Origin of the sequence: Chlorogloeopsis fritschii PCC 6912 (assembly GCF_000317285.1) — a bacterium.
Taxonomy (GTDB): domain Bacteria; phylum Cyanobacteriota; class Cyanobacteriia; order Cyanobacteriales; family Nostocaceae; genus Chlorogloeopsis; species Chlorogloeopsis fritschii.
Map to the genome: position 1 here is coordinate 255,749 of NZ_AJLN01000100.1, position 26,032 is coordinate 281,780.

Sequence of the window (26,032 nt, forward strand, 5' to 3'; positions counted from 1 at the left end):
CCTATTTTTTATTTCCAGAAATGCCTCCTAAACCTAAACCGCCAGTTAACGTCTTACAATCATGTGACTGGCCGATTGAACAATTGCCGGGATTATCCCCAGAAGAAACATCTCAACTCAAAAATTGCGGCATTACAACCACAAAAGTGCTGGTCAAAGAAGGCAAAACTCCACAGGCTCGCCTCACCCTAGCAAATAAATTACAAGTCCATCTTCAATATGTAAATAAATGGGTAGCCTTGGCTGATTTAGCACGAATTCCTAGCGTCGGTACCCAATATTGCGGATTATTGCTTCATGCTGGTGTGGGTTCTGTTGCCCAATTGGTTAATATTCCTACCCACAGATTGCATCAGCAAATTTTACGCTTGCAAGTAGCAACAATGCAGCGGCGAGATTTATGTCCTACTGTTGAGCAAGTGCAGCAGTGGAGCCAGCAGGCAAAGTCGATTAGAGGCTAGGGGCTAGAGGCTAGGGGCTAGAGGCTAGGGGCTAGAGGCTAGAGGCTAGAGGCTAGGGGCGAGTTTAGAATTAGTCTCCAAATAATGATTCCAAATAAATATTCCTAGTCCCTAATATTCCTAGTCCCTAATCCCTAATCCCTAGTCCCTAACTAATACGCCGTTAAGGAAGATATCAGCAAGCCCTTCTGCCATTTCCTGCATTTTTTGGGGAGAGGCATCTGGTTCCATTAATGTGTTGTGGGAGAAGCCTGCGACTGCAAACATTCCCAAGAATACCTTTGCCACCAAATTTGCATCCATTTTGCGATAAATTCCTTTATCCATAGCTGTTTGAAAGAAGGCTTCGGCAACATCTGTCATTTTGGCAATTACTTCCGACTGAATGCGATCGCGTAAATCTGGATGAAACTGTGCCTCCATAAAACACACTCGCATCAGATCGGCATTTTTTTGCATATTCCACATCCGGCGGCGCATTACCTGAGCTACAGCTTTATAGCTGCCCATTTCACTCAACTCTGTGAGTAAATCAGTAAGAATCTCAACCCATCCTTGAGTTGCTACCTCAACTAAAATCGCCTTTTTATTGGGAAAATGACGAAATAGCGTCCCCTCCGCAACGCCTGCTGCCTGTGCTAAGTCGCGGGTGGTGGTACCATCAAATCCTTGGGAGGCAAATAAGCGTCGTGCTGCTTGTAAAATACGACTACGCGTTTGTGCCTCTGATGGCGGAGGAGAATTAAAGACACGCATAACAGTTATAGTGAGATATCCGGAACAGGACTCGTAGCATTATTGTCTTACGAGAAGTACAAAAAGCACAGAAAGCTTAATACAAGATTAACGCCCTACTTGATACTTGAGTTATGAAACTTTACTTTCATTTTCGCTTATGAACCTGCTTGATTGCATATACCTAATAAAAATCAAAAAACCCGCTGGTCGGCTGATCGTCGCGTTGCTTTTAGTACTAACTTTGAACTGGGGATTGCTACCAGAAGTTGCTTGGGCTAGAACTCAAACTCCACCAGCTACTCAAAGTTCAATTCAACCCTATTTAGATCGGGTGATTAAGCAGTTGACGGAATTTCGTCTCGATAATGGGATGAAGTTTATTGTCTTAGAACGTCATCAAGCACCAGTGGTTTCTTTTCTTACCTATGCTGATGTCGGTGGTGTAGACGAACCAGATGGGAAAACTGGTGTAGCACACTTTCTAGAACATTTGGCTTTTAAAGGGACAACACGGATTGGTACAGTAGATTACAAAGCAGAAAAGCCGCTACTAGATCGGTTGGATCAGTTAGCTGCTCAAATACAAAGCGCAAAAACTGCTGGTAATAAAGATGAGGTTGCCCAATTAACAACTGAATTTGAGAAAGTGGAAGCACAAGCCGCCAAGCTAGTCAAGCAAAATGATTTGGGGCGGATTGTAGAACAGGCAGGAGGCGTAGGCTTAAATGCCAATACTTCTAGTGAAGCTACTCGTTATTTTTACAGCTTCCCTGCTAACAAGTTGGAATTGTGGATGTCACTGGAATCGGAGCGATTTCTCGAACCTGTATTTCGGGAGTTTTATAAAGAAAAAGATGTGATTTTGGAGGAGCGACGCCTGCGGGTGGAAAATTCACCAATTGGCATGATGATTGAAAAGTTTAATGATGCAGCTTTTACAGTTCATCCTTACAGACGCCCAGTAATTGGTTACGACGAAGATATCCGCAATTTGACAAGAGAAGATGTACAACAGTTTTTTGATACGCACTATGTACCGAGCAATTTAACCATGGCTGTTGTCGGAGATGTCAACCCTGCTGAAGTTAAAAGGCTGGCGCAAGTTTATTTTGGGCGTTACAAAGCTAAAGCAAAAGCTGATGGGCAGATACCAACAGAACCAAAGCAAACACAAACGCGAGAAGTGACTTTAAAGTTAAATTCTCAGCCTTGGTATTTGGAAGGCTACCACCGCCCAGCAATTACCCATCCAGACAATGCAGTCTATGACATTATTGGTAGATTGCTCAGTGACGGACGAACATCACGATTATATAAATCTTTAGTCGAAAAGCAGCGATTAGCTCTTTCTGCACAGGGCTTTAGTGGATTTCCAGGAGATAAGTATCCAAATCTGATGTTATTTTATGCTCTCACCGCTCCCGGTCACACGGTTGATGAAGTGGCAGTGGCTTTGCGCAAAGAAATTGACTCTTTGAGAACTGAACCTGTGTCGGCGACGGAGTTGGATCGAGTTAAAACACAAGCTAGAGCAGAATTATTACGATCGCTTGATTCTAATATGGGCATGGCACAGCAGTTGTTGGAGTATGAGGTAAAAACTGGCTCTTGGCGAAATTTGTTCAAACAGTTGAATCAACTGGAGGCTGTAACGGCTGCTGATGTTCAGCGAGTAGCAAAGGCGACGTTTACGCCCCAAAACCGTACTATTGGCAAGCTGTTATCGCAATAGAGATTGGGGTATGCCAAGGAATACAAATATGAACAGGTATAAGGGAACTGGCAAAAAGCAGATGAACATCCACAATTTGAAGTTCAAAATCCCAGATGGGAAAAGATTTGTATATGCATTGGTTGTTGCTTTTGCCTTTGTACTTTTGACTTTTAATTTTTCTTGGGCGGCAACTGTGGCAAAACACTATACAGAGTTGGAGTTTGCCCCACTGCCTGAGGTGAAGTTGCCGAAGTATGAGCGATATGTGCTCAATAACGGTATGGTAGTTTATTTGATGGAAGACCGTGAACTGCCGTTGGTAAAGGGTACAGCACTAATTCGTACAGGCGATCGCCTAGAGCCAGCAGATAAAGTTGGTTTGGCACAGTTAACAGGCACTGTGATGCGCACTGGCGGAACCGCAAAGCATACAGCAGACGAGCTTAACCAGATTTTAGAACAACGAGCCGCCTCAGTAGAAACTAGTATTAATGAAGTTGTAGGTACTGCTAGTTTTGACTCTCTGAGTGAAGATGTAGAAACAGTGGTGGGGTTGTTTGCCGAAGTATTGCAAGAGCCTGTGTTTGCTGAAGATAAATTAGAATTAGCAAAGACGCAAGAACGTGGTAGAATTTCTCGTCGCAATGATAGTCCAGATGAGATTGCTCAACGGGAATTTAAAAAATTAATCTACGGTGAGGATAGCCCCTACGGACGCACCACAGAGTATGCAACACTGAATAGTATCTCCCGCGAAGATTTGGTGAAGTTTAAAGGGCAGTACTTCTACCCCAACAACATGATTTTGGGGATTGTGGGAGATTTTGAACCCAAGAAAATGAAAGCGCTGATTCAAGCCAAATTTGGTGAGTGGAAACCCAATCCAAATTCAACTAAACTTCAATTGCCAAAAGTAACGCAAGCTAAAAGCAGCGGCGTTTTTGTTGTCAATCAACCACAACTAACTCAGAGTAATATTCTGATTGGGCATTTGGGTGGACAGTTTAACAGCCCCGACTATCCGGCGCTAGATGTGTTAAATGGGGTATTAAATGGGTTTGGCGGGCGTTTGTTTAATGAAGTGCGATCGCGCCAAGGTTTAGCTTACTCGGTTTACGGCGCTTGGAGTCCTCGCTATGACTTTCCTGGTATATTTATAGCTGGTGGACAAACGCGATCAGATGCTACCGTACAGTTTGTCAAAGCACTGCAAGCAGAAATTAAGCGCTTGCAAACTCAACCAGTAACGCCCAAAGAATTGGCTTTTGCAAAAGAGTCTACTCTCAACTCGTTTGTTTTCAATTTTGAAGATCCTGCTCAAACCTTGTTGCGACTGATGCGGTACGAATATTATGGCTACCCTAGTGATTTTCTGTTCCGCTATCAAAAAGCCGTAGCAGCAACCACAGCAGCAGATGTGCAGCGAGTAGCCAAGCAATATCTCAAACCAGAAAATTTGGTAACTCTGGTAGTAGGAAATCAAACTGCTATTAAACCGCCACTGACACAGCTAGCTACACAAGTAACGCCCATTGATGTGACAATTCCTGGTTCAACACAACCCCAAGCAAAAAATTAATAGAGTTTGCTTTTTGAACTATCTGAGGCAAAAAATTACCCGCATCTCTCTTTTTATTAAAAAACCCCTCTTCTGTGTTGGAGAGGGGTGTTTTGTAAAAAAAGAAGAATCAAAACCAACCACAGTTTGTGCTGGTGTATGGCTTATATACATTAGGAACGATTTGTTTTTGCCCAGCAAATTCCCTTCGGTAAAACCCATCATCAAAACCACGAGCAAATTCGCCCCCAGCAGTACGTGGTTTGTAAGCCTTTCCTTGTTTAGCTCTCTGACTTCCTTGACGGTAACCATCAGCATAAGCTTGAGGATGATAGGCAGGATCTTCATCAACAAACCATCGAGTAACCGGATGGCAGTATCTCAATGGATATATAGGATACGGGTGATAATAAGAGTAACGCCGATGAGCTTGGGCTGGTTGATTGCTGACAAGTAATCCAGTAGTAGTAGCTAAAGCTACTACACTAGCCATAATCATTTTTTTCATAAAATTAGCCTCCAGAGTTCATTAACTCTAGATGCTTTTAAGATATCGTTCAGAAAATATCGACGACATCACCTGAAAGGGTGAGCGATCGCTTCGGCTGCCATCGCTCAAAACCAACCGTCGCTAACACTGCACGAGCGATCGCCTATGAAAACAATAATAATGAGTTTCAAAATTGGCTTCTTAACTACAAGCCCTCTCAAAAAATAGTCTACCCTAGTTAGGGAAAATGATTGTCAAGGGTTGATGTATGAATGCAACCCTCAAAACCTCCGCAATAGTCGCAGGAGATAATATTGTGAGTAGCCTGGGCAAAAAAAGATTAGAAGTTGCTTTAGCGATCGCCACTTGCGCGATCGGTAGTGGTGGTGCTTCAGCAGCGCCAACCCCTGGCATCGAAGTTCCAAAACAGGTAGTTTTAACTGCCTCCGATATTGCCATGTACACTTCGATCTGGAAAATCTATTTTCAAGAAGATTTATCAGATAAAAATGTCATAGAAATGCTGGCAGAATTAGGTTTAGTAACGGTAGCAGCAGCAGGTACAGCTTATGTTGTTTCTAAAGTTAGCACCGCTGTATTATGTGAAATTACAGACTGGCTTGGGCCGATGGGGTGGGCAGTTGGAGCAGCGATCGCAGGTTCTCTGACAGGTTTATTTGGAGCTGCTTGGGCAGTATATTGCGATTATCTTTTCTGTCAAAAACAACCTCAACCTGTTTAACGGTACGTTAAAACAGTATCACTACGGGTACAAAAATCTTATGGCCGGATTGGGATAATACAATCAGTTGTAAATGGCGAACTGAACTGTATAGCTGTTCGCCATGCTCTTTAAGTTCATTGCAGAGTTAAGTGAGGGCAAATAACCTTTGCAAGCTCACCAAGTTCTTTTGTCAATCTGCTCCAAGTCAGTCTTAGCTTACTGGCGTATGCTTTTTGTTGTGCTGATCTTGCAGGACTTGAGTTACGCTTGAGGGTGCAATATAGGGAAAACTGATTTTTGGGATCAAAGCAACCTTCAGCTTATCTTATGACAGACTCCAGTTCAAATGACAATCCTGAACTACTCTCTGTAGCCCAAACTGCAAAGCTACTTAGTGTAACCCGTCAGCGAGTTCACGACTTAATTAAGAATGGTCAGATTATAGCTCGCAAACTTGGGCGCTACTACTATGCCGATCCACCCTTTAATCTTGGTAAAGAATTCAGTGTGCTAATGATTGGGAGGAAAATTCTTTACGGGTTGGGTGGGGTTGCGATCCCCATCCATACCTGTCTGTATCTCCAGTTCAAGGACAATTTGATATAAATCTCCGACTACTCCTATCGAAAGGCTAACGCCTACAGGCGTCAGCCCAATTTAAGAAAATATCAACCCAACTGATTCAAATAACAACCAACATCAACGCCTAACTTCTGCCCTAACTTCAACAATTGACGGCATCTAGTTAAATCCTCATTTTTTCCAATTTCCAAGTTGTACTGGGATGGAATTTGATTTTGCAGACAATTCCAATAAAGTTCTTGAGAGCGAGCTAAGGAAATGCCGATATTTAGCTGATACGCTACATCAATCAACCTTTCCAACCGCAACAAATCTGCATCAAAGGTACCGTTAGCATCGTGTAACAGTTGCCAAAGCAATCGCAAAATGATCTGCTCTAGCATCTGCTTGCCTTGGAGGTTATTCAACCGACAGCGCAAATGTTTTGCTTCGTTCGCGATCGCTTCTAATTCCACTATATAATTCATGCTTAATTGCAGTTCGGTTAGCTCTTGCTCTAGCGATCGCAATGTTGTCATACATCGATAACCCAAGGCAATTTCTGCTGCTACCTGCAACTCTTGCGGTGCTTCTAGCCCATCCCGGTGGAACGCCATTAACACACCATAATTGTCTCGATATGTTTGTGTGTAAAGCTGATCTAAACGAGACAGAGTTTCCTGACTGAGCAGTTGCATCAGGCGGTAACGTTCCTCAGCAAAGAGATTTTCTAGGCCAAATGCCTGATCCCCAAACAACTGCATCATGACTGCAATCGTGCGAGCTGCACTAGCTTGTTGCATAGACGCTAACAGTTTTTCTTTGAGTTGACTGTAAGCACGTCTTCCCTGAAATGGTTGAATGCAACAGTGAAAATCCCACCCTCCTAAATGTAGAACTGCAAACACCAAATGTTCGCTTTCCCATGTAATTTCTGACACCAGTTTCAAATGACCTATTGCCATTGTTAACGATCCCAAGCGTTGTAGCTGGTAATCTTGCTCGTGAAGATTGTAGCAATAGACGCGCTTTTGATAGAGGTGGTGATGTTTTGCGGCACCATTGTTTGCCGCTACTCCATTACGGGTTTCGGCTTTGTGATTGTTAAATAATGAAGCGATCGCATAGTGGGCAGCAACTTGCTTAAAGGTAATCTGCGAAGTCATCACTAGTTGGCGATATACTTCGCCACCGTGTTTGAACAGATCGACATTACTGGGAGCAAGAGTGAGGCGCTTGAGAAAACCTTTTTCTAATTGCACTCCTGCCACATCTCCTGCTAGTTCCAAGGCACGAGCCGCATAACGTAGAATCTGCGTTCCTTCTGGGCGTGAGATTTCTTCAAAAAACCAGCCGCAACTAGTAAACATCAGTAACGCGTGACGCTGCATTTCCAATAAGCGCAAAGCATCTACTCGTTCTGCATCCGATAATTTGTGGTTTTGATGGCGATAGAGGAAGCGGTGAACATTGGCAGGAGAGCGATCGCGAATTACTTCTATATATTCATCTCGTGCTTGCCAGGGATCGTTAAAAAACAGTTTGCCATGTTCTTCATATACTTCTATAAGTTGATCCCGCAGCCAATTTAAAGTATTTCTTAACGGGCGACGCCATAGTTGATGCCACTCGCCGCCGCCACCGCAACCGCAGTTATCTTGCCATCTATCAACACCGTGGGCGCAACTCCAAGCAGTGACTGGTTTTAATTCCACTTCCCAAGTGGGAGGATTTAAGCTCAGATAGTGGGCAAAATTCGTAACTTCCCAGCCCTGACGGGGAAACTCTTCTATAAAAGCGTAAGCTAAAGTTTTTTCGGTTCCTCCCTTGTGGTGTCCAAAGGTTTCTCCATCTGTTGCCACAGAAATTAATTGGGCGGGGCGATGATCCCCGCGTACTGCTGCACCAACCCGCCCCATTAAGTGATGGGAATTGAATAAGACGTCGCTAAATCCCATGTCGCGCGAGATCGGGCCATCATAGAAGAATATATCAATGTAAGGCAGAGATTCGGGATCGCTGGATGCGCAGCTCCCATCATTTTCCGTGTCTTCATCTCTAGGAGACAAAGAAACCGCACTCAACGGTGAGGATGCAGTGCTAAGTGTAGATTTGAGATAGCAACGATAGGGGCGTGTGGGATCAATTTGACTACCACCAACTTCGTGCCATTCTGGATGAGGATTTTCATGGGTAGGTAGGAGGCGGCAGCGCTGGGCTTGCGAAGGAGCCAGAACAATAAAGCGAATGCCTTCTTTGACTAAAGCTTCTAGAGTTGGGTAGTCTACAGCAGTTTCCGCCAACCACATTCCTTCGGGATCGCGTCCAAATCGGGATCGGAAGTCTGCTTTGCCCCAGCGAATCTGCGTGTATTTATCACGCTCGTTAGCAAGAGGCATGATGATGTGGTTGTATACTTGCGCGATCGCATTGCCATGTCCATTCAAGCGATCGCAACTTTTGCGATCTGCCTCCAAGATTCGCTGATAAACTTCGACATCGTGGCGCTCTAACCATGACATCAATGTTGGGCCGATATTAAAGCTCAAATACTCGTAATTATTTACGATCCCCAGTACTTCTCCTCGATCGTTTAACACCCTAGCAAAGGCATTAGGGCGATAGCACTCGTGGTGAATTCGCTCATTCCAGTCATGGAAAGGTGCTGCTCCTCCTTGGCGCTCAATCGCATCCAAATAAGGATTTTCCCGTGGTGGCTGGTAAAAATGGCCGTGTACAGTGACGTAAACACCCGTAGCCAGTTTCCTGTTTTCAGGCATTTTCGTGGGTTTAGTATTTTCTTGCGATGTCAAATTTGCGCCAGCACCGGCTGGCAGTTCAGCAGCAGAAGTCATGTAGTGTTATCCAAAATCAAGAATACTTGCAGTTGTGCCGACAAAGAACGATCCATCTACCTTTTATAGCGGCATCCTACAAATGTTAGCTTAGATAAAATCTATAAGAACAGATGCAAATTGGAAAAAAAGCTATCTGAGTATTGGAGATAGTCTAGATTAACAAGCAGCCTTTTTCCCCGAAACTAGGCAGGAACAAGCCATTGAAAAAGTCCATAATTGAATGAGTTTTTCATTGGCAGTGCTACAAAATTTAATTGTCTTTTAATATATTAAGCATATTTGATGGTGTAACATCTCCGGAAAATTAAAAACTTTTATAACAAAAAGTTACAAATGCTCAGTAAAAAGCAACCTAATTTTATAAACCTTGCTGTCAATACTGAAATAAGAAAATTTTTGAATAACTAAACCCCTATTTAAGAGTATTCTGGAGTCTGCAATCAGACTCACCTATTGAATTTTTGAAATTCTGCGTTAAGGTTGTCCATAGTTAACAGCCAACAGCTTTGGGCTTTTGGTTGTAGATACATCTGTGACTGATACCCTCAAATTGAAATGGCAAATGTCAGGTAAAAATCTTCTCTTTTTAATTTTGTTACTGTTTATCCCCATTTCCTTGGCGGCTCACTTTTTAGAATGGGGAGATTTAATAGTTTTCATCACAGCTGGGTTAGCAATTCTACCCTTGGCAGCTTGGATGGGTACAGCCACAGAAGAAATAGCTGTAGTAGTTGGCCCTACACTAGGGGGATTCTTAAATGCTACCTTTGGTAATGCAACAGAATTAATTATTGCTCTAGTTGCCTTAAAAGCTGGATATGTGAATGTAGTCAAAGCTAGTATTACCGGTTCGATTATAGGTAACTTACTACTGGTAATGGGACTAGCGATGCTGTTGGGGGGACTGCGTTACAAAGAGCAGACATTTCAGCCGATTGTGGCACGAATGAATGCTGCTGCAATGAATTTAGCTGTGGTTGCTATTTTGTTGCCAACAGCGATGGATTTTACTTCGCCAGGAATTGATGAAAAAACACTGCAAAATTTGTCCTTAGCAGTGGCTGTAGTATTAATTCTCGTCTATGCCTTGACTCTGCTGTTTTCTATGAAAACCCATTCTTATCTTTACGAAGTGGGAGTAGCAGAAACAGAGGCTCTAGAAACTTCTCATGAAAAACCCAATGTTTTGTTATGGGTTGGGGTATTGTTAGTATGTACACTTCTGGTGGCATTCGAGTCAGAATTACTCGTGGATTCTTTGGAAGTTGCCACCTCCCAACTCGGTTTGACAGCATTGTTTACAGGGGTGATCCTCGTGCCGATCATAGGTAATGCTGCTGAACACGCCACAGCCGTCACCGTGGCAATGAAAGATAAGATGGATCTTTCTCTTTCGGTTGCAGTGGGATCGAGTATGCAGATTGCCTTGTTTGTCGCACCTGTGTTAGTGATTGCGGGGCGATTGCTCGGACAACCGATGGATTTGGATTTTAATCCCTTTGAATTAGTTGCTGTAGCTGTCTCGGTTTTGATTGCCAACACCATTAGTTCTGATGGCAAATCAAACTGGCTAGAAGGTACTTTATTGTTAGCTGCCTACACAGTTTTGGGATTTGCTTTTTACTTCCATCCAGTGGTTGATGGCATGGGATAGTAGAAATTAACTAGAAAGTGCTGTAGACGCCCATAGGGCGTCTTTGCGTATATAGAGTATTCTACTGCAAAGATTTTGACAGCCCCGACATCGTTGATGAACTTAATAGCTTGAGTTGCAGGATGACATTGTGTCCGCTTAAAGACTTATCATTAAGGCTGACGCGGGGACACGGAGACAAAAAGACGCGGAGAAATTTTAATCGTAATTGATTAGCCGAACTTGATATGATACTAAGATTTGATAGTGGTTATGAGCCTGCCTTTTAATTCTAATGCTGGCGCTTGAGAAAACTTGCATTACACCACAACGAACCAGTAAACTTCTTGCAAAGGTTAGTCAGTTGCTTTCATTACAACTATCACTTTCTGAGGTTTTCAATGTCTATTCCCGAAATCACTCAAAAGCTTTTAGCATCTAAAAAAGAAAAAGGACTTTCTTTTGCTGATTTAGAAAAGATTCTAGGACGTGATGAGGTATGGATTGCAGCTGTCATCTACCGTCAAGCAAGCGCTTCACCCCAAGAGGCAAAGTTACTAGTTGAAGCGTTAGGGCTAGATGCAAATTATATTGAGGAGTTGACTCAATATCCTATCAAAGGATTAGGCCCGGTTGTGCCAACCGATCCCCTCATCTATCGATTTTATGAAATTATGCAAGTATATGGAATGCCTTTGAAAGCGGTAATTCACGAAAAATTTGGCGATGGGATCATGAGTGCAATTGATTTTACTTTGGATGTAGAGAAAGAAGAAGATCCAAAAGGCGATCGCATCAAAGTTATTATGTCTGGCAAATTTTTACCATATAAAAAGTGGTAAAATTCTAACTTGATTTTTGAAAGTGCTGCCTGAAGGTTGGTGGAGTGCGATGTTCTATGATTCAGAACCTAAACCAGATGACTAATACTGAGTTAAAGCGGTTTATTTCAGAACATAGAAATGACGAGGAAGCATTTCGGGCGGCATTGTAAGTTTCGATGAGTCGTCGCGATCCCGCAACACAGCAACCTTATCCTTTCGAGCTTGAGAATCCAGAGAATGAGGTAGAAACTCTCCTGAGAGGAAAACTTCATCGAACTGAATAAACAAGAGCGTCGCACAGTAAGTGATGGCATTGCGTGGAATTACTCCTTTTTATAAACTCTAGCGAGCAAATTCTCCAAGTTTGCCAGCACACTAAGTGATGAAATCGCTATAATAGAAATTTTTAATAGTTGGATTTATATACTGTACAATAGTATGTAGAGGGGCGAACGTCGGCTTCATGCCGTGTGTCCGAGTAGTAATCCTACTTAGACCTAGCCCCTTTTAATTTTTCAAGTGTTAATGGGTTGCGATCGCAGTACCACTCTCCATAAGGCTTGTTGCGCTTATCGTCCAAATCCATGATGAGTCTATATTTATTAGCAAGGGGCAGAAAAAACTGGTCATCATTGCGCTCATAGCATCGCTGCACAGCCCACAGGTAATAATCAATGACTTGTAAACCAGCAACTTCAGATGGATAGCAAGGCTCAATGATGATCGAGCTATTTGAACTAATTTTCCATTTAGACTCAAAGTTTTTCTGAGCTTGATTAATAGCTTGTTCTAATGCTTCTTCGCGTACTGCCTTACCGCGTCTAGCAATAGCAATTTGGATAATGTCTGCTTTATGCAACAGATTTTTGAATATCCGTGTTATGAGATCGTCATAAATTGCGTTCTGTTCTAACTTTCTGCCTAAGCGTTTAAAGTCGGCTTTTGCTGATTCTGCGATCTCAGCTTTACTCCGAATTGCAATGAAAACTTTGATATCAAAATACTGGATAAGTTCAAAAACCTTTTCACGAATTTTGGGATGATCATCTTTTGCATGGAAGGTAATCGCCGTCTTTTTCACTTCCGGTTGCATAGAGGGAATGTTTTTGAAGCGAGGATTAGTCATCAAGCTGGCGCGTAGTGTATTCAGTTCCCAGGTAACTTGTTCTGGATTACCAATTTGAGCAACACCAAGCATGAAGAATTTAGATGCTCCAGGTTGACCTACGATTATGCGTCCCTTTTTATCGAAAAATGTAGTATCACCTGCTTCGTCTACAAAATAATGACGAAATTTGATTTCTTCTGACATGCACCCGAAAAAAATAAATATGTTTGACATATTTTACGTCAAACTGAGATTATAGCCTCTAATCGCGCCATTGCTTTATCTTCTAGAGCATTGGCTGAATCTCGCAACTCACAAACTCTAACCAATTAATCGCTCTATTGTTTCCTATTTTGAAAACCAACTCGTTCAGCAGTTACAATACAGCGAATAGGTATAAATAGATTTCAGTTAAGAAGTAATGTGAACAATACTTTTCATGATATTAATGCCAATGACAGCAACAATTCTCTCAACCATGAAGGTTGTATTACTTGCTTAAATTGGAGGATGTACAACCATCTAGGAAGTATACACAATTCCTCCAATACTCTATACATTCTTCGGCATGGACATAGTGAAGCTAACGAGCAAAGATTAATTGTCAGCGATATTAAGAATGGCATCACAAATTATGGCCTTTCAGCAAAAGGTATTCAAGAAATTAAAGATAGTATTTACCGATTAATTACAGCTACCCATACTGAAAGTGAATATATCATCTATAGCTCTCCATTTCTGAGAACAGTTCAAACTTCATTGTTGGTTGCAGAAATTATCTTAGCTCAGGAAATTTATTACGATAGTCGTCTGCGAGAACGTTTTTTTGGTGAATGGGAACTCACAGAAAACATTAATTATCAAAAAGTTTGGCTAGAAGACTACCAGAATCCGTGTCATAAAAAGTGGTGTGTTGAAAGCACCTATGAAGTTTTAGAACGTGTAACGTCTGCGGTGAGAGAAATTGACAGTCTATACAAAGGGAAGCAAATAATTTTTGTCACTCACGGTGATGTTGCTCAAATTCTCATCTCTGGATATTTAAATCAAAACCCTCAGAGTCACAGACAACTTAGTTCGATAGAAACTGGAGAATTGAAAGTGTTACATCAGCCAATTGGTAAGATAAAAAGCGATTGTTAGATTATAGACTTATCCAAGCAATTTTTTCAGTAAATATACATAAATAACTGCATAATATAATGAACTTATAATACACGCTTTAGAGAGATTTTTCGCTTGAGTCGCTACTTTAAACTTGCACCAATGTCGCCTTTGATCAGAGGGCTGACGATCGCACTCTGGGCATTGCCACTTTTCTTTGGCATATTTGCGCTTGTATCGCGGCAGCTAATTGCAGGCATCGTATTTCTATTCCTCATAACTCTTTATGGGGTTGTATGGTTATGGTGCCGACCATCTTGCTTTGTAGTTTACCGCAACTATGTGGAGATTGTGTTTCCTGGCCGGCGGCGCAAGATCCCCATGCAAGATGTATCCAGTATCCGCATTATCAGCAACGATGCTTTTCAACAGGAGTTTGGCTGGGCTATGCGTATCGGTGTGGGAGGATTGTGGGGCGGCTTCGGCTGGCTGTGGACGTATCGTCGAGGTTTTTTAGAGTTCTATATTTCACAACTCGACAACTTTGTACTGATCGAGCGTGTAACAGAAAAAAGCGTCCTCATCACACCTGAAAATCCTGAACAGTTAGTAGAAGCTGTTGAGGAAGCGATCGCTTAATTAAAAATCCTACCTGTTAACGGACAAGACGCGATCGTATATCTTTAGGAACCTAAATCACTCGCTTAGTGTCAGGGTAAGCGGTGAGTGTTACAAATTGAAGAGATTGTAGACAGATATCCATTTGAGGATTTAACACTTGAAGAATTATTTATAGAAGCTGATCGCATTGGGAATAAATATCTAACTGCTCAAGAAAGAGAAGAATTTAATCAAAAGTTAGCTCAAGAAGTTAATGAGATTGCGGAAGAGATAGATAGGCAGTTTCCTGACACTGAAATAGAAGTTATTGACTTCAGTAAAAAAAATAGCAATAACTCTCGAAAGAAACGCAATCAAAAGTCATATCGAACTGTTAAATTTTAGTGAGAGATACTGTGAATTTAGAAGACAAAGAGCTTGAGGAATTATTTAAACTCGCAGACAAAATTGGTAAAAAGCGATATCACAAACTAACTCGTCAAGATTTTGAAGATTATCGAAAATTTGACAAGTGGCGTTACATCAATGGTGATAGTGAGTGTGGAACAACTCAAGAGAGTAAAGACTGGGTGAAAGAAAATTCAGATTGGTTGTGCCCAATCTGTGAGGAAAAATACTCTCTAAGGGATGGTAAAACAATCGATCACAAGTTACCCCGATCGCAATATCCTTGGTTGGCAATGGAATTCAAGAACTTATGGGTTATTTGCCAAAGATGTAACAAAGAAAAAGGGGAAATGCATTGGTACGAATATGAGCACTATATGTTAATCCACCATCCAAAGCTTTATCTAAATGTGAGAAATGTACGTCCCATACAGTTACTAAAGTCTCTCAAAAACTAAAATAACAATAATTTCGGGCATTGCTGACATAGAGGTATGAAATTTAAAAATTAGGCATTTAAAACTCTTACTCTCTGCGACTTTGCGGACGCCACTTGACGCCAGGTGCTTTATGCCGGGGAACCCGTCCACCGCACTGGCTCCTCCGCGTGAGACAAATTCATACTTTGAATCAGCAACGCCCAATTTCAAGCCAGTCTTAAAAGTTTTGCGCTTCCTTCCCACCAAGTTTTATACAATAATCATCTGCTCTTGATGATCTTGATTAAAAAAGCTGGGGAATTATGGCGCGTCTGGCACTATTGAGTGTATCTAATAAAACAGGTTTAATTGACCTTGCCCGGAGATTGGTAGAAGAATTTGACTTTGAAATTATCAGTAGTGGTGGCACTGCCCAAACTCTGAAAGATGCAGGATTACCAGTTACAAAAGTTGCCGATTACACAGGCTCTCCCGAAATATTAGGTGGGCGAGTCAAAACACTGCATCCTCGCATTCACGGCGGTATTTTAGCGCGAAGAGATATGCCCCAAGACATGACAGATTTGGAAAATAACCAAATTCGTCCGCTTGATTTAGTGGTAGTGAATCTCTATCCTTTTGAAGCTACTATTGCTAAAGAGGGTGTGACTTTAGCTGAGGCAATTGAACAAATTGATATTGGCGGCCCTGCTATGCTGAGAGCAGCATCGAAAAACTTTGCTCATCTAACAGTATTGTGCGATCCCGCCCAATATGGCGAATATTTAGAAGAATTAAGGCAACATGGCGGCGAAACTTCGCTGGCATTTCGACAAAAGTGTGCGTTGAAAGGATTTTTGCATACTTCTAGTTACGATCAAGCGATCGCATCTTATTTGAGCGAGCAGTCTGCTTCAGAATCAACGCTACCGTCACAGTTTATGCTTGCCGGACAACAACTGCAATCTCTGCGTTATGGGGAAAATCCCCATCAAAGTGCGGCTTGGTATCAAACTGGCACAACTCCAAGCGGATGGGCAGCCGCTACCAAACTCCAAGGCAAAGAACTTAGTTACAATAACTTAGTTGATTTAGAAGCAGCCCGTCGGATTATTGCAGAATTCACCGACACTCCCGCAGCAACTATTATCAAACACACTAATCCCTGTGGCACGGCGCTAGGAAACACTATTTTAGAAGCTTATCAAAAAGCATTGAATGCCGATCCCGTGTCTGCCTTTGGTGGCATTGTTGCACTCAACCATCCCATCGATAGCGCTACTGCAACTGAATTAACAAAGACATTCTTAGAATGTGTAGTTGCCCCAGGATGCGAAGAGGATGCTAAAGAAATTCTGGCAGCCAAATCAAAAGTGCGGGTATTAATCTTACCAGATTTGAGTAGCGGCCCTAAAGATACCGTCAAGGTGTTAGCAGGCGGTTTTCTCGTTCAAGCTTCAGATGACATTGTTGCCAACACTAGTAAATGGCAAGTCGTTACCGAACGTCAACCCACCCCAACCGAATTAGAAGAATTGCTATTTGCGTGGAAAGTTTGCAAACACGTCAAATCGAATGCCATTGTTGTGAGTAGCGATCGCACAACCTTAGGTGTGGGTGCAGGGCAAATGAACCGTGTTGGTTCAGTAAAAATAGCCCTTGAACAAGCCCAAGAAAAAGCCAAAGGAGCCTTTCTTGCCAGTGATGGATTTTTCCCCTTTGATGATTCCGTCAAAACAGCTGCTGCTGCCGGAATCACGGCGATCGTTCAACCAGGTGGAAGCTTGCGAGATCAAGATTCTATTCAAGCTGCAAACGAGCTGGGTTTAGTTATGGTATTCACAGGCGTGCGTCACTTTTTGCATTAAATAGAGTGTAGGGGGAAGAAGAGGACACGGGGACAGATCAATTAAAAATCAAAAAGTAAAAATTTTTAATTTTCTAGCCCCTAGTCCCTACTTAGTACACTCGCGAAAGTGTCACTAATCTGAAAGTAGAGATTTAGAGCCGATGCTACTCTTTTATTGTGTGAGGAGCAAGTTTGAAACGAAAAGCGCTTGGAGTGGAAACACGGCAACACTCTTAAGCGCTTTTTAATTTAGAATTTATATAATTTACAGAATCTTCATATTAAGTACTTGTAATGCCATAAAAGCAGTGATATCTTTTAGTTGTGTGTGAGGAGCAAGTGTAAATCAAAAAGCGCTGAGGGTGGAAACACGGCAACACTCCTGAGCGCTTTTTGCTTTTTCAATCTGGCTTGAAGCTCAGAGTTAATTTCAACAAAAATAGTTCCACTTTGATACTTATCTTCAAAATGAAACAGCAGCCCACGGTTTGAAATGTCTGGACTGCTGTTTGATAAAGAGTTTAGCCAATACAAAATCGTTGATTCCTAACTAAAAAATTCCTAACAGAAAAATGAATGTCAAACCACACAAGGCGAGAAGGGAAATAATAATTATGTTACCTACACTGTGGTCTTCTACTGTATTGTGAGTATGGTCAGTCATTTTAATCAACCTTATCTTCTAATAGTTTATGCTGCAATTATAAGTAGTTAAACTAGTTATTTTGTTTGTATAATAGGAAACTTGAATTAAATTTATCTATGTTTAAATTTATAGTAATAGTCATATAAGTTAGATGAATTATTGTTGCAACAAGTAATTAGTGAAAATTTATTCATACTAATTACCAATCAATAACATATAACTTTTTTATTAGAACCCAGAATACGCAAGCTTAAGCAGCATATTTAGCCTAGTTTTAGTATTTGTATCTTTTGATAGATGCAATAACATCTTGAGAATAATACCGATTCATAAAATGTTTGCAACACATCCTGATGTAGAGACGTGTTATGGCACCTCTCTACAATGTCTATTTGTCGCATTCTTTTTTCAAATTGGTATAAGCTTTCTATGTAAAGATATTAAGATTAGAGAATTAAATATTACCTCTATGGGAAAGTCTAAGAGGATGTTTGAAATGTCCTATTTCATATTTCCCTTGACCACGAGGAGTCACAACTAATAGCTCAAAATCTGCCTAATTGGCTTAAAAATGTTTGATTTTGTCTGGTTTTCTTTACGTATTTTAAAGATTAACGCCATAACAATCAAATATTCCAAAAAATCATGGTATTACACCCAATTATATTCTTGTCCAATCAGGAGCGCTTGAAATGACCCAAAAGCAAGCAAATTTCCTTGAAGGCACATTTGCCGGCGGTGGACAGATGGGTACCTTGATGTGTAACTTTGACTGGGCAAGCACTTCCCTTGGTTCTGTGGAAAACTGGTCGCAAAGCTTGCGTACATCTGTCGGTATTTTACTCAATTCCCATTACCCTGTGGTTATTGCTTGGGGTTGTGAGTTGCTCCAATTCTACAACGATGCTTTCATACCTTTGCTTGGAGATAAACATCCCCACGCCCTTGGACAAAAAATTCCCCAGGCATGGCCGGAATTTTGGTCTGGGATCGTGCCCTTGCTTCAAAAAGTCATAGATACAGGAGAGGGTGCTTTCTTAGAAAATATGCAACTGTTTGTCATGCGCAACGGATATATAGAAGAAGTATATCTAAACTTCTCCTGCAGTCCGATCCGTGATGACAACGGCTTGGTAGGAGGTATTTTTATTGCCTGTATCGAAACAACTCAAACTGCCGCCAATGCTTGTGCCCGTGAAGAAGAACGCAAACGCACCGAAGCCTCGGCACAAGTAGAAAGAGTCGCCCAACTTCCTCAATCAACTACAGAGTACGAGCGACAGTTACGGTTACTTAGCGAAGTAACACCTGGCAAGCTTCACTCTATCCTCGAAAGTATTACGGATTCCTTTATCGCATTAGACAAAGACTGGCGAATCGTATACATCAATCAAAAAGCTGCTAGGAAAAACGGACAAACGCCCAACGAGATTGTTGGCAAAAATCATTGGGAACACTGGCATTGGCTGGCTGGAACGCAAATAGAACAAGAATATCACCGTGCTGTTGCCGAGCAAGTACCAGTCCATTTTGAAGTTCCTTGTCAACCTCTCAATACTTGGTTGGAAATCCACGCTTATCCATCTGAAGATGGGTTGAATGTTTTTTTACGTGATATTACCGAACGCAAGCGTATCGAAGTAATGTTACGAGAAAGTGAAGAGCGATTACGCTTGGCTATAGAAGGGGCTGGTTTGGCAATGTGGGATTGGGATCTTGTCTCTGGGCAGATTATATGCTCAGATGGCAGCCAAGCTATGCTGGGGCTAACTGCTGATACCAAGATGACTTATGAGATTTTCCTTAATGCTGTGTATCTAGACGATCGCGAGGGAGTTGAACGGGCAGTGCAGCAGGCGATCGCAGGCGAGAATGACTATAACGTTGAGTACCGAACTATTTGGGCAGATGGCACAGTTCATTGGCTGGCATCCAAGGCGCGCGTCTACCGCGATGAAAATGGTAAACCAATTCGGATGACAGGTGTAGGGTTAGATATTACTGCCCAGAAGCAAGCACAGGAAGCTCTGCACCAGAGTGAAGCTCATTTAGCAATGGCTCAAAAAGTTGCCCAAGTCGGTAGTTGGGAATTCGATCTAGCCAGCCAAAAAATTATTTGGTCAGAAACTACGTTCCAGCACTGGGGATTTGAGCCAACCCAAAGCGAACCGAGCTATGCCGAATTGCTAGAGAGGGTTTATCCAGAATGATCGAGAAATTCTGCAACAATTTGTGGAGCGAGCGATCGCACAAGGGATTCCTTATGGCTTTGATATGCGAATTTTGCGCCCGGATGGTTCAATTCGATATCTCGATTCTCGCGGAGAGCCTGTATTTAACGAGCAGGGGCAAGTTATTAAACTGATAGGAACATCATTTGATATCAGCGATCGCAGGCACCTAGAAGAAGAATTACGTCGTCAAGAGCAGGAACTTGCTGATTTTATTGAAAATGCACCCATTGGCATACATTGTGTATCATCAAACGGAACCATCTTGTGGGCAAATCAAGCTGAATTGGACTTGCTTGGTTACTCTCATCAAGAGTACATTGGGCAGCACATTGCTACTTTCCATGCCAATCAACCCGTCATAGAGGATATCCTCAAAAGATTAACAGCGAAGGAAACTTTGATTGACTATGAAGCTAGGCTGAGGTGCAAGGATGGCTCGATTAAAGATGTTTTAATCAACTCTAATGTATTGTGGGAAGACGATCGCTTCATTTACAGTCGGTGCTTTACCAAGGATATTAGCGATCGCAAGCAGGTAGAGGAAGCATTACGTCTTTCGGAAGCAAGATTTCGACTGGCAGTGGAAAATCTCCCAGAAGTATTCATGCTTTATGATGCTCAACGTCGATTTCAGTTTGTCAATGCCAAAGTATTACAACTAAGCGGGAGAACTCTAGAACAATTTATTGGGCATCGGGATGAAGAAGTTTTTCCTCCTGAAGTTACCAATGCCTATTTACCCTTGTTACTAAAAACTGTCGAAACCGGAAAATTGGAGACTGGAGAATGTACAATCACTTTCTTTGAATGCCAGAAATACGAGCCAATCACTTTTATTGTGAAATATGTACCCCTACTCGACAGTCAGGGAAATATCCAGCAAATTCTTGCCCTTACTCACGACATCACACATATCAAACGTGCAGAGGAAGCGCTTCGGCAACGAGAACAAGAATTTCGAGCACTGGCTGAAAATGCCCCAGATATGATTTCTCGATTTGATCGAAACCTTTGTTTTAGATATGTCAATCCTCGTGTAGAGTTAGAGATGGGTATTCCAGTAGCTGAATGGATTGGTAAAACCCTATTGGAACTAGGTTTTCCCGAAGCGATTGTCAATCCTTGGCATCAAGCACTGCAAGAAGTTTTTGAAACCAAACAGGAACTATTCTACGATTCGGAGTTTCCCTCTGCTACGGGAATGAGATATTGGTCGTCTCGGATTGTACCTGAATTTGCTGAGGATGGTTCCGTTAAAACTGTTCTCTGTGTTTGTCGAGATATTACCACTCGCAGACAAGCAGAATTGGAATTACAGCAAGCAAAAGAAGCAGCAGAAGCAGCTAGTCGAATTAAAGACGAATTTCTGGCTATTCTCTCCCATGAACTCCGCTCTCCCCTCACTCCCATCCTTGCTTGGGCACAAATTTTGCGGTTAAAGAACTTTGATGCCACAACAACCGACTATGCCTTAGAAACGATTGAGCGCAACGCTAAGTTACAGACTCAGTTGATCGACGATTTACTGGATGTATCTTCTATAATCCAGGGCAAAATGACTTTAAATGTTAGATCTGTCAATTTGGTTTTCGTGATTCAAGGCGCACTGGAAACAATACGTTCCACAGCCCAAGCTAAAGCAATTCAAATTCAAACCTTTTTGGACTACACTCCCCACAAAATGAAAGGAGATCCTAGTCGCTTACAACAGATAGTTTGGAATTTGCTTTCCAATGCGGTAAAGTTCACCCCAGAAGAAGGAAAAATTACAATCAAGCTAGAGTATTTTGACTCTTACGCCCAAATTCAAGTTAGTGATACAGGTAAAGGTATCAGCCCTGACTTTCTCCCTCATGTTTTTAAACGCTTTTCTCAAGAAAGCAACTCTACAACCAGAAGATATGGTGGACTGGGATTAGGGTTATCAATTGTTCATTATTTGACTAAGCTACACGGTGGTTCGGTAAAAGCAGAAAGTCTTGGAGAGAATTTAGGGGCAACATTTACAGTAACTTTGCCATTTGTGACGGCTGAGTGTGAAGAAATTAGAGAAAAAGAGCCAACTCAAGCGCAGATGAGTTTAAGTGGGCTGCGCATTTTAGTTGTAGATGATGAAGCAGATGTACGGGAATTGTTAGCCAGGATATTAAAGGATGCAGGAGCTGATGTCACCATTACACCATCAGCTAATGAAGCGCTTGCAGCTTTGCGGCAAAAACTACCGGATATTATGCTTGCTGATATTGGTATGCCAGATGTAGATGGCTATATGTTAATGCGTCAGGTGCGGGCTTTGCCATCAGAACTGGGAGGACAAATACCTGCAATTGCCCTGACTGCTTATGCTGGAGAGTATAATCAGCAGCAGGCGATCGCCGCAGGTTTTCGGTTGCATATTGCTAAACCTGTGGAACCAAAGGTGTTGATTGAGGCAATTGTCAGTCTATTAAAGGGGATAGGGGACAGGGGATAGGGGACAGGGAACAGGGGATAGGGGACAGGGAACAGTAATCAGTAAACAGTGAAGGATAACTGATACCTAATATCCAGTCAACGTATGCCTTTAGTTAGAGTACAAAGGGTCAGAAATTAAGATAGGCCTAGAAAGGAAATGAGATTAAGAGGAATGGATAAGAATTTATGACTTTTGGTTGAAAATCAGCGTACATAAGCCAGAAATAATCAATATTCTGACTCCTACGTTTTGAATTCTGAGTTCTTCAATTGCATTTATCTGCACTTGTTCCATTTCTTTCAGGAAGAGCCAGAGGCTCTAGTTCTCGTTACCAGGTTAAACCTGGTAACGAGGGTTTGTAGGCTGCCGCCTGGTGGCTGTCATTAGTAGTGCAAGATATGAAATTTGAAAAACGCTAGAAGTTAAGAACTTTGTTATGCCAAAACTCGTAAATCTCTTCTCGTTCTAAGGTAAATTCAACATCAAAGCTCCAATATCTTTTGGTAGATTTCCATGTCTGAATTAATTCAAGCAGTCCTCAACAGTGAAGAAAAACTTGATTTACGTTCATTTCTGAGCGATTTACGTCATCAAGATAAAAAATATTTGTTACGCAATGACATTCAAAATGTATATCGCGATTATTGCTCTCATTATCAAAAACCGGAGCAATTTTACACTTCATCGCATTTAGGTAAATTACTTTACTACACCCAGGAAATTATTCAAGATGAGTCTAGCTTTTGTTTGATTATCCGCCCCAAAATTGCTAGCCAAGAAGTTTATCGGCTCACGGCAGATTTGAGTGTAGAACCAATGACAGTCCAAGAACTTTTAGATCTGCGCGATCGCTTCGTCAATAGATTCCATCCCAATGAAGGCGATTTGTTGGAATTGGATTTTGGCCCATTCTACGACTACTCCCCAATGATTCGCGATCCGAAAAATATTGGTAAGGGAGTACAGTTTCTCAATCGTTACCTTTCTAGCAAACTTCTCCAAGATCCCAAGCAATGGCTGCAAAGCTTGTTTGAGTTCTTAAGCTTGCATCAATATAATGGCGTCCAACTTTTGATCAACAATCGCATTAAATCTCAAAAGCAACTTTCCGAGCAAGTCAAAAGCGCGATCGCATTTGTGAGCAATCGTCCTAGTGATGAACCCTACGAAGAATTACGCTTCCACTTACAAACAATGGGGTTTGAACCTGGTTGGGGTAATACCGCCGCCCGCGTGCAAGAAACCCTAGAGATGCTCGATCAATTAATCGACTCTCCCGATCACCAAACCCTAGAAGCATTTATTTCCCGCATTCCGATCATTTTTAGAATCGTTTTGGTATCTCCCCACGGTTGGTTTGGGCAAGAGGGAGTTTTAGGACGTCCCGATACTGGTGGACAAGTTGTTTACCTGCTCGATCAGGCAAAAAGCTTAGAAAAGCAGCTCCAAGAAGACTCTATCCAAGCAGGTTTAGAGGGACTGAATGTTGAACCAAAGGTGATTATTCTCACCCGCTTGATCCCCAATAGTGATGGCACTCTGTGCAATCAACGTTTAGAAAAAGTCTACGGTACAGAAAATGCCTGGATTTTGCGCGTGCCACTGCGGGAGTTCAATCCCAACATGACTCAAAATTGGATGTCGCGGTTTGAAATTTGGCCTTATTTAGAAACTTATGCCATTGATGCCGAAAAAGAATTGATGGCAGAATTTCAGGGTAGACCAGATTTAATTGTTGGTAACTATTCTGATGGTAATTTGGTGGCATTTTTGTTGTCACGTCGCTTGGGTGTAACGCAGTGCAATATTGCCCACGCTTTTGAAAAGACTAAATATTTGTTCAGTAACCTCTACTGGAACGATTTAGAGGATAAATATCATTTTTCATTACAGTTTACCGCTGATTTGCTGGCGATGAATGCTGCTAATTTCATCATCAGCAGCACTTACCAAGAAATTGTCGGTACGCCGGATAGTGTAGGACAGTACGAATCCTATAAATGCTTCACTATGCCGGATTTGTATCATGTGGTAAATGGTATTGAACTATTTAGTCCTAAGTTCAATGTTGTGCCGCCAGGAGTGAATGAAAATTACTTTTTTCCCTACACCCATACTCAAGATCGAGTCGAAAGCGATCGCCAACGCATTGAAGAAATGCTGTTTACATTAGAAGATCCGACTCAAGTATTTGGTAAGCTTGACGATCCCAGCAAACGTCCTCTCTTCTCAATGGCACGTCTTGATCGCATCAAAAATCTCACGGGGTTAGCTGAATGCTTTGGTCAAAATAAAGAATTACAAGAGCATTGCAACTTAATTTTAGTGGCGGGGAAATTGCGCGTTGAAGAATCAGGAGACAATGAAGAACGCGAAGAAATAGTCAAACTTTACCGAATTATTGAAGAGTACAATCTTCAAGGCAAAATTCGCTGGTTGGGTGTACGTTTGTCGAAAATAGACTCTGGAGAAATTTACCGTATCATTGCCGAGCATCAAGGTATTTTTGTTCAACCCGCTTTATTTGAAGCGTTTGGTTTGACTATTTTAGAGGCAATGATTTCCGGATTACCTACTTTTGCAACACAGTTTGGCGGGCCTTTAGAAATTATTCAAGATAGGATAAATGGCTTTTACATCAATCCTACCAATTTAGACGAGACAGGCGCAAAAATTCTAGATTTTGTCCAGAAATGCGAACAGAAACCAGATTACTGGTATCAAGTTTCTGGGCGAGCTATTGATAGAGTTTACAGCACTTATACCTGGAAAATTCATACGAATAAGCTGCTATCTTTAGCACGAATTTACGCTTTCTGGAACTTTACTTCCAAAGAAAATCGAGAAGACTTGTTGCGTTATATTGAGGCTTTGTTCTATTTAATTTATAAGCCAAGAGCGCAACAATTATTAGAGCAACACCAGTATCGGTAGTTAGTCATTAGTTATTAGTCATTAGTCATTTGTCATTTGCCGCTCACTAAGGACGAATGACAAAGGACAAATGACTACCTTGTTAACTGATACCAAGTTTTTTGACCAACTATTCCATCTACAGCTAGATTTCTTCTATTTTGAAAAGCTTTGACAGCTGTTTCTGTCAAAGCACCAAAAATTCCATCAACTTGAATAGCATAGCCATGAGATGATAATAACCTTTGCAGTACTCTCACACTATTACCAGTTGTACCAAAACGCAAAGTCGGCAAATGGTGACTATTAGAACTTGAAAGTTTTGTCACCTGATTATTTTTTTTGATTGGCTTATTTTTGAAACGCTGCTGTGGCAAATCACTCGCTACAGTATATTTTCGCTGACGAGAGCGAGAACTTTTTCCAATCGTATCTTTGTTTACAGCTTTTAATTTCTTGACAGAATTAGAAAAACTCTGGGAATGAAGCTTTTGTCTAACTTGCTCTGCTGAATTTTGGGCGATCGCAATCTGCACAACAGAAGGTTTCTCATCTACCACTATAAATTCAGGCGGCGTGATTTGAGTTGTGGGAGCTATTTCTAATAACTGACTTTGTTTTGACGTTTTTACATCATTGTCTAGCTGAGGTGGTAACTTTTCTGGAAAATTGGGCAAATAAGGTTGTCCTGTTGTTAATGCGCCCGTCATCAGCAGACCAATATTACTCATTAGT

At 41.7% G+C, this 26,032-nt stretch carries 22 protein-coding genes; 17 read left to right on the forward strand and 5 right to left on the reverse strand.

The genetic code is table 11. The annotated features are described in order from the left end of the window. Nucleotides 1-20 precede the first annotated feature (20 nt). On the forward strand, nt 21-461 hold the full coding sequence (locus UYC_RS0120560; protein ID WP_016875427.1) for a DUF4332 domain-containing protein: 441 nt from the start codon (nt 21-23) through the stop codon (nt 459-461). 141 nt (nt 462-602) lie between these two features. Here UYC_RS0120560 and UYC_RS0120565 read toward each other — a convergent pair whose 3' ends face one another. Further along, entirely contained in the window at nt 603-1,217 is a 615-nt protein-coding gene (locus tag UYC_RS0120565; RefSeq protein WP_016875426.1) for a TetR/AcrR family transcriptional regulator, read from the reverse strand. A 139-nt stretch (nt 1,218-1,356) separates the two neighbouring features. Between UYC_RS0120565 and UYC_RS0120570 the strand changes: the two genes are divergently transcribed. Together UYC_RS0120570 and UYC_RS0120575 are read left to right on the forward strand one after the other, a co-directional pair. After that, entirely contained in the window at nt 1,357-2,931 is a 1,575-nt protein-coding gene (locus tag UYC_RS0120570; protein WP_016875425.1) for an insulinase family protein, read from the forward strand. A 61-nt stretch (nt 2,932-2,992) separates the two neighbouring features. Further along, nucleotides 2,993-4,492, forward strand: a complete 1,500-nt coding sequence (locus UYC_RS0120575) for a M16 family metallopeptidase (RefSeq protein WP_016875424.1) — start codon at nt 2,993-2,995, stop codon at nt 4,490-4,492. Nucleotides 4,493-4,601: 109 nt separating this feature from the next. On the opposite strand, the gene UYC_RS0120580 is transcribed toward UYC_RS0120575, so the two are convergent. Next, entirely contained in the window at nt 4,602-4,979 is a 378-nt protein-coding gene (locus UYC_RS0120580; protein ID WP_016875423.1) for a hypothetical protein, read from the reverse strand. Nucleotides 4,980-5,059: 80 nt separating this feature from the next. On the opposite strand from UYC_RS0120580, the gene UYC_RS37970 reads away from it, so the two are divergent. The 3 genes from UYC_RS37970 to UYC_RS0120590 all read left to right on the forward strand — a co-directional run bounded on the left by UYC_RS37970 (nt 5,060) and on the right by UYC_RS0120590 (nt 6,291). Beyond that, nucleotides 5,060-5,203, forward strand: a complete 144-nt coding sequence (locus UYC_RS37970; protein WP_157171260.1) for a hypothetical protein — start codon at nt 5,060-5,062, stop codon at nt 5,201-5,203. 26 nt (nt 5,204-5,229) lie between these two features. Then, entirely contained in the window at nt 5,230-5,703 is a 474-nt protein-coding gene (locus UYC_RS0120585) for a hypothetical protein (RefSeq protein ID WP_016875422.1), read from the forward strand. A gap of 309 nt (nt 5,704-6,012) precedes the next feature. Beyond that, nucleotides 6,013-6,291, forward strand: a complete 279-nt coding sequence (locus UYC_RS0120590) for a helix-turn-helix domain-containing protein (RefSeq protein ID WP_016875421.1) — start codon at nt 6,013-6,015, stop codon at nt 6,289-6,291. 62 nt (nt 6,292-6,353) lie between these two features. Here the strand turns inward: UYC_RS0120590 and UYC_RS0120595 are convergent, their stop codons facing one another. Further along, nucleotides 6,354-9,101, reverse strand: a complete 2,748-nt coding sequence (locus UYC_RS0120595; protein WP_016875420.1) for a DUF3536 domain-containing protein — start codon at nt 9,099-9,101, stop codon at nt 6,354-6,356. 565 nt (nt 9,102-9,666) lie between these two features. Between UYC_RS0120595 and cax the strand changes: the two genes are divergently transcribed. The 3 genes from cax to UYC_RS40385 all read left to right on the forward strand — a co-directional run bounded on the left by cax (nt 9,667) and on the right by UYC_RS40385 (nt 11,731). Next, nucleotides 9,667-10,758 (forward strand): calcium/proton exchanger, encoded by a 1,092-nt coding sequence (gene cax, locus UYC_RS0120600; RefSeq protein ID WP_016875419.1) that lies wholly within the window; start codon nt 9,667-9,669, stop codon nt 10,756-10,758. 380 nt (nt 10,759-11,138) lie between these two features. Beyond that, nucleotides 11,139-11,579, forward strand: coding sequence for a cyanase (gene cynS / locus UYC_RS0120605; protein WP_016875418.1), 441 nt, complete (start codon nt 11,139-11,141; stop codon nt 11,577-11,579). 56 nt (nt 11,580-11,635) lie between these two features. Beyond that, complete coding sequence (locus UYC_RS40385) at nt 11,636-11,731, forward strand: DUF6887 family protein (protein ID WP_392407301.1); 96 nt, start codon at nt 11,636-11,638, stop codon at nt 11,729-11,731. Between the two features lie 317 nt (nt 11,732-12,048). Here UYC_RS40385 and UYC_RS0120610 read toward each other — a convergent pair whose 3' ends face one another. Continuing rightward, on the reverse strand, nt 12,049-12,873 hold the full coding sequence (locus tag UYC_RS0120610; protein WP_016875417.1) for a DUF3800 domain-containing protein: 825 nt from the start codon (nt 12,871-12,873) through the stop codon (nt 12,049-12,051). Between the two features lie 219 nt (nt 12,874-13,092). On the opposite strand from UYC_RS0120610, the gene UYC_RS0120615 reads away from it, so the two are divergent. From UYC_RS0120615 to UYC_RS0120660, 8 genes are all read left to right on the forward strand, one after another. Then, entirely contained in the window at nt 13,093-13,812 is a 720-nt protein-coding gene (locus tag UYC_RS0120615; protein WP_235082969.1) for a histidine phosphatase family protein, read from the forward strand. Nucleotides 13,813-13,935: 123 nt separating this feature from the next. Continuing rightward, a complete protein-coding gene (locus UYC_RS36715; protein WP_081588145.1) occupies nt 13,936-14,412 on the forward strand; it encodes a PH domain-containing protein in 477 nt (158 codons plus the stop codon). An 87-nt stretch (nt 14,413-14,499) separates the two neighbouring features. Further along, nucleotides 14,500-14,778 (forward strand): hypothetical protein, encoded by a 279-nt coding sequence (locus tag UYC_RS0120630; RefSeq protein WP_016875413.1) that lies wholly within the window; start codon nt 14,500-14,502, stop codon nt 14,776-14,778. An 11-nt stretch (nt 14,779-14,789) separates the two neighbouring features. After that, nucleotides 14,790-15,239 (forward strand): HNH endonuclease, encoded by a 450-nt coding sequence (locus UYC_RS0120635; protein ID WP_026087504.1) that lies wholly within the window; start codon nt 14,790-14,792, stop codon nt 15,237-15,239. A 284-nt stretch (nt 15,240-15,523) separates the two neighbouring features. After that, nucleotides 15,524-17,068, forward strand: a complete 1,545-nt coding sequence (purH, locus tag UYC_RS0120645) for a bifunctional phosphoribosylaminoimidazolecarboxamide formyltransferase/IMP cyclohydrolase (RefSeq protein WP_016875410.1) — start codon at nt 15,524-15,526, stop codon at nt 17,066-17,068. A 1,319-nt stretch (nt 17,069-18,387) separates the two neighbouring features. Beyond that, nucleotides 18,388-19,905 carry a PAS domain-containing protein gene (locus UYC_RS0120650; protein WP_016875409.1) on the forward strand — a complete coding sequence of 506 codons (1,518 nt, stop codon included), beginning with the start codon at nt 18,388-18,390 and terminating at the stop codon, nt 19,903-19,905. Between the two features lie 22 nt (nt 19,906-19,927). Then, complete coding sequence (locus UYC_RS0120655; RefSeq protein ID WP_016875408.1) at nt 19,928-22,402, forward strand: PAS domain-containing hybrid sensor histidine kinase/response regulator; 2,475 nt, start codon at nt 19,928-19,930, stop codon at nt 22,400-22,402. Nucleotides 22,403-22,897: 495 nt separating this feature from the next. After that, on the forward strand, nt 22,898-25,318 hold the full coding sequence (locus UYC_RS0120660; RefSeq protein ID WP_016875407.1) for a sucrose synthase: 2,421 nt from the start codon (nt 22,898-22,900) through the stop codon (nt 25,316-25,318). A 74-nt stretch (nt 25,319-25,392) separates the two neighbouring features. On the opposite strand, the gene UYC_RS0120665 is transcribed toward UYC_RS0120660, so the two are convergent. Continuing rightward, nucleotides 25,393-26,028 carry a peptidoglycan-binding domain-containing protein gene (locus UYC_RS0120665; protein WP_016875406.1) on the reverse strand — a complete coding sequence of 212 codons (636 nt, stop codon included), beginning with the start codon at nt 26,026-26,028 and terminating at the stop codon, nt 25,393-25,395. Nucleotides 26,029-26,032 lie beyond the last annotated feature (4 nt).

Coding starts and splice junctions, on each gene's coding strand:
- UYC_RS0120560 (WP_016875427.1), top strand. CDS start 21: ATGCCTCCTAAACCTAAACCGCCAGTTAACGTCTTACAATCATGTGAC.
- UYC_RS0120565 (WP_016875426.1), bottom strand. CDS start 1,217: ATGCGTGTCTTTAATTCTCCTCCGCCATCAGAGGCACAAACGCGTAGT.
- UYC_RS0120570 (WP_016875425.1), top strand. CDS start 1,357: ATGAACCTGCTTGATTGCATATACCTAATAAAAATCAAAAAACCCGCT.
- UYC_RS0120575 (WP_016875424.1), top strand. CDS start 2,993: ATGAACATCCACAATTTGAAGTTCAAAATCCCAGATGGGAAAAGATTT.
- UYC_RS0120580 (WP_016875423.1), bottom strand. CDS start 4,979: ATGAAAAAAATGATTATGGCTAGTGTAGTAGCTTTAGCTACTACTACT.
- UYC_RS0120585 (WP_016875422.1), top strand. CDS start 5,230: ATGAATGCAACCCTCAAAACCTCCGCAATAGTCGCAGGAGATAATATT.
- UYC_RS0120590 (WP_016875421.1), top strand. CDS start 6,013: ATGACAGACTCCAGTTCAAATGACAATCCTGAACTACTCTCTGTAGCC.
- UYC_RS0120595 (WP_016875420.1), bottom strand. CDS start 9,101: ATGACTTCTGCTGCTGAACTGCCAGCCGGTGCTGGCGCAAATTTGACA.
- cax (WP_016875419.1), top strand. CDS start 9,667: ATGTCAGGTAAAAATCTTCTCTTTTTAATTTTGTTACTGTTTATCCCC.
- cynS (WP_016875418.1), top strand. CDS start 11,139: ATGTCTATTCCCGAAATCACTCAAAAGCTTTTAGCATCTAAAAAAGAA.
- UYC_RS40385 (WP_392407301.1), top strand. CDS start 11,636: ATGATTCAGAACCTAAACCAGATGACTAATACTGAGTTAAAGCGGTTT.
- UYC_RS0120610 (WP_016875417.1), bottom strand. CDS start 12,873: ATGTCAGAAGAAATCAAATTTCGTCATTATTTTGTAGACGAAGCAGGT.
- UYC_RS36715 (WP_081588145.1), top strand. CDS start 13,936: ATGTCGCCTTTGATCAGAGGGCTGACGATCGCACTCTGGGCATTGCCA.
- purH (WP_016875410.1), top strand. CDS start 15,524: ATGGCGCGTCTGGCACTATTGAGTGTATCTAATAAAACAGGTTTAATT.
- UYC_RS0120650 (WP_016875409.1), top strand. CDS start 18,388: ATGACCCAAAAGCAAGCAAATTTCCTTGAAGGCACATTTGCCGGCGGT.
- UYC_RS0120660 (WP_016875407.1), top strand. CDS start 22,898: ATGTCTGAATTAATTCAAGCAGTCCTCAACAGTGAAGAAAAACTTGAT.
- UYC_RS0120665 (WP_016875406.1), bottom strand. CDS start 26,028: ATGAGTAATATTGGTCTGCTGATGACGGGCGCATTAACAACAGGACAA.